This is a genomic window from Natronomonas aquatica, from assembly GCF_024449025.1.
Classification (GTDB): Archaea; Halobacteriota; Halobacteria; order Halobacteriales; family Haloarculaceae; genus Natronomonas; species Natronomonas aquatica.
The window spans coordinates 1-4,469 of sequence record NZ_JAHLKM010000061.1 but is presented as its reverse complement, the minus strand read 5'-3'; the positions used below and the strand labels follow the sequence as shown (position 1 = coordinate 4,469).

The 4,469-nt window shown below is 64.5% G+C and carries 2 protein-coding genes; one reads left to right on the top strand and one right to left on the bottom strand.

Features of this window, described 5'->3' with window-relative positions; translation table 11 throughout:
• Positions 1-2,029 (bottom strand): hypothetical protein (locus tag KM295_RS16640; protein ID WP_256031488.1); only part of this gene is annotated, 2,029 nt, incomplete at its 3' end.
• Positions 2,030-2,646: 617 nt separating this feature from the next.
• Here KM295_RS16640 and KM295_RS16635 point away from each other — a divergent pair.
• Positions 2,647-2,991 (top strand): hypothetical protein, encoded by a 345-nt coding sequence (locus KM295_RS16635; RefSeq protein WP_256031487.1) that lies wholly within the window; start codon positions 2,647-2,649, stop codon positions 2,989-2,991.
• Positions 2,992-4,469 lie beyond the last annotated feature (1,478 nt).

Here is a 4,469-nt window from a genome sequence, read left to right as displayed (position 1 = left end):
CCAGCTCGATAACGGCCGCACGTTGCGACTCGTCGAGACCGTCCCGGTCGGCCGACTCCTCCTCGACCGTCTCCTCAAACCGACGGGCGTACCAGTCGTTCGGCCACGACTTCGGCGTGATCCGTTCCCCGTTCGTTCGCTCCCGTTCCTCGCGAGCGATGACCGACGGCGGCGGAAGGATGCCCTCCCGCACGTCCGACTCCTCGACCGGGTGCCGCTCCCACGGCTCCGGCGCACCGACCGCCGACTCCTCCCGACGCTCCAACCACGACGGCGGCGGCAACGGCCGACACCGCTCCGGCACCTGGGCCGCCGCCGACGCCGCCTCCTCGACCACCACCTCCGCATACTCGACACCCGACGGCGCACCGACCGACTCCGACTCCTCCGACCACGCCCGCACCACCGCAACCGGCTCCCACGTCGGGGGCCGACGGAACGACGCCGACTCCTCCTCGACCGGCTCCGACGGTGCCGCACTCTCCGGTATCGGCACCTCACCCGACACCGTATGGTGCGGGGCCTCCGTCTCCGTCGCACACAGCGGGCACGTATCCGGCTCCCGGTGGTCGCACTCACGTTCGACCGCCGCCCCACCGACCACCGCCGCCGCCCGTGCGTCCCGCCAGCGAGACCGGAGACCGTCCGAGAGACCGTCGGCGGTCTCCGACGCCTCCTCGACCACCTCACCACCGTCGGCCGCACACACGCCGTCAGCGGCCGTCTGTGCCGTCCGGTGTTCAGTAAGGGTACACTCCTGGTCGATGCCGAACGACGACCCACACTCGACACACTCGAACGTTGTCGGCGCTCCCGCCGCCGACCGCACCACCACCTCGCCGTGGTCGTGAGCCTGGTCCGACTCCTCCGACGCGTACCGCTGGTGGCACGCGTCGGCCTTCGTCGCCGCCGTACACACCCGGTCCCGACTGTACTTCTGTGTCGCCGTCGCCCACTGCGAAGCCGCCCACATCAGGTACGAATCCGACCGTTCGAGTAGGTCCGTCTCCGGGTCAACGCCGATGTACTTCGCAACGTAGCCGGCTACGCTCTCGATGTTGTCGCCGGATTCGACCGTAAACGTGTCCTCGACGTCGTGGGCGTCCCACGTCGCCCCCTCGACCAACGACACGTGTTTCGCCACCACCGGCCGGAAGGTCTCCGGGGAGATCGCGTCGGCCGACACGTCGGCGGCGGCCGCATCCAGCATTATCACCGGGTGCGAGTGTGACCGGTCGGTGTTCGCACCCTCGCCGCCGTGCGGCTCCGACTGCCACCACCAGGTGTAAGCGTCCGACGGGAGGCCGAGCGAATCCTCCAGAACGTACCGGAGCGTCCGTTTCACCGAATCACGTGAACCGGTCCACGCGTCCCGTATCTCCCGGTCGTGGTCGCACACCGGCTTGAGACCGGAGGCCGGGTCACCCGGCTCCCGATACGCCGACTGCGTGAGGCCGCCTATCGCAACGACCGGTTCCTCGTACGCCCCCTCGACCTCCTCGACCAGCTCCTCCTCACCGTCTCCGTCGTCCCCGTCGTCCCCGTCGTCCCCGTCGTCCCCGTCGGAGTAGTCGCCACCCACGATTTGCCGCTCCCACGCCTTGAGTCGGGCATACTGCCGGTCTTGGTAATCGGTCGAGTAGCTGTTATCCAGGCCGATGAGGAACTCCTCCGGGGCCTTGTGCCGCTCGCGCTTCTCCAACTTCAGATACAGGTCCCGGTACCGCTCGAACCAGTTTAGGAACTCCTCGACCACCACGATGTGCGGGTGTGCCGACTGCTTGACCGTCTGATACGTGACCGTCTCCTCGAACTCCCCCACCGATACCGTCTCCTCGACCGTCTCCGGCTCTCGCACGGCCTCCTCCCGTAGCTTGGTGCCGTGGGTCTCCGACACCGGCACCATACACCGATCCGGCCACTGCTCCAAGAGGCCGGTCACCCGCTCCTCGACTGTCGGCACGTCCGGCCGCTCCTCGGCGTACTCCCGGTTTTCCGAATCCGCCGTGTTAGCGTCTGAACCGGCCAACGCGGGGTAACTCCCGTTGGAGTGCCGAGAGGGGGTGTTACCCGATTCGGCCGACATTCAGACCACCTCCCCCGACACGATACCGGAATCCCTCGCCGCTCCAAGAAACGCCGTATTCTCGCGGGGGACAAGCCCCCGCTCCGAGACGGGTATTCTCGCGGCTCGGTCACACCGAGACCGCCGAAACTCGCGGGACCGCCGGAGGGAGAGGAGGGGTCGGTCGAGATCGAGGCCGGAACGTGCAACCTTACCCGACGTGACGCAACTTTGCACCACTTGACGCCAATTAGTTGTGCCCCTACAACGAACACCGAACCGGCCGGTATCGGCACGTTCAAACAGTCTGCCGACCGTCTGGTGTCGTCCGTAAAGACTTAGCCGACGGACGGAGTAAGTGGAGACACGGAACAACGCTCCCCAGCGTCGGTTCCTCCGGGAAGGCCGTTGATGGCGGCCTTCCCGGCCGTCTCCGGTCTCACCCCGGAGATGTTGTTTCACTCTTTAGCGTAGCGTATCTCGTTACTGCGCTCCTTGTGCGTCCGGTGGCTTAGTCGTTTCGCCCCGACAAGTCCGTATTACCACCAGTTTTATGTCTATGTTAACAGAAGTTAACAGGTATGAGCAACGGGAAAACGGGCGAAACGAAAAACTACTCCGAAACGGTCGGCACCCGACTCACACCCCAAACAAAGCGACAATTCGAGGAATACCGGGAGGCCAACGAACTCGGCAAGACGGAGGCCGCACGCCGACTCATTCGTGACGGGCTGGACAACACGGACGACACACTCGACACGATACAGAAGCTCTCAATCTTCGGTGCCGTCGGCTACATCGCCGTGTTCACCGTCGCCGGGATCGAGGCCGCCGGAACACTCGCCGGGGCCTACATCGCCGTGATACTGTTGTGGTCATCCCTCCCCGGCCTCCGTTCGCTTCTATCGGGCGATACCAACAGGTAGCGGCCATCACTCGCACGATTAACGCTCCGCCACACAACCAGCGACGGGCGAGAGAGACAAACCACCGGACGGCGGCGGGATAGGCCGACACTCGACGTGTCAAAGAGCGTTAATCGCCCGACGGCGGCCGGATTCACGGCCCACCGGCACCATACCACGATACCGACACCAACGGCCATACCACCGCGAGAGGCCGCCTACACCCGACACACGGCCATATCGGAGCCACCACACACCACCCACCAAATCCCGCCGGTAAAGCGCCTCTCCCGACCGATTAACGCTCTGACACACCAAAACCGCAATACGGCGGCGGGATTACCGAAATGAAGCCAGTAGTAACCAGCGAGAGGCCTATAATTATACACATACGCACCCATAGAGTGAGAGAGGCCGCCGACTAACGCACGGAGGGGTGCCGCCGTCCGGTCAGCCACAGCACACACCCCACTTACCCACTACCTAATATCGTGAGAGGGAGAGTCGGCGGTTGTACTCTCTCGACGTGCGGAACCGCCGGACGGCGGCCTCACTCTCGACGTACAGACAAACAACCACACCACGTACTGTACTGTACTTAGTGAGAGGCCACCGACGCGACGTAACAACACCTGGTCGCGGGCGGCACACCGTGTTGTTATTCCGGCCACACAACCGCCGGACGGCGGGCGGCCACCACCGTGCAACAACATCCCACCATAGTGCTGTATTGTACTATGAGGAGAGGGGAATCAGAGCACAACGTTGCGGGGCGGGGCCTCCGTCGCGATCGAGGCCGCCGACGGGCGAGAGAAAGACAGAGAGGACACACGGGTAGTGGGGCCATCTAGATAAGTTAAGCAACGTGCGACCCACCGGTACCAGAACGGCACCAGTACCGGTCAACACGACAAACCGCCCGAAGGCGGCCGGACGAAACACACTCTCGACGTAGGGCCGCCACGACAAACCGCCCGACGGCGGCCGGACGGCCACACACCGACACACACCACTTTGGCCCAACTAACTAACCAACCCGACACACATCTATCGTAATACGCGTGATAGGGTGAGAGAGTCGCGGAATTAGTTGCACGGCGGGAGGGAGGGAGTCGGTGGCCGACACACAGAGAGAGACAGCACACACTCACCACATACATACTAACGCGAGAGGGGCCGAGACACCCGACCGACACTCACGCATACCAAACCACCGGACGGCGGCCGGTGCCGTCGGTGTCGTCTGTCGGTGTCCAACCGTACTATGTATGGTCGCCCGAGAGGCCACCGCCGAACGACACACCGTCCTTCCAACGACCACGTGTCCTTAGTCGAGGAGCACCCGCACTTCCTCGACCGCCGACGGCGGGAGGCACAACCGACCGACCACCTGGACCGCCGACGCCGCCGACTCATTCTCGACCAGCTCGATAACGGCCGCACGTTGCGACTCGTCGAGACCGTCCCGGTCGGCCGACTCCTCCTCGACCGTCTCCTCA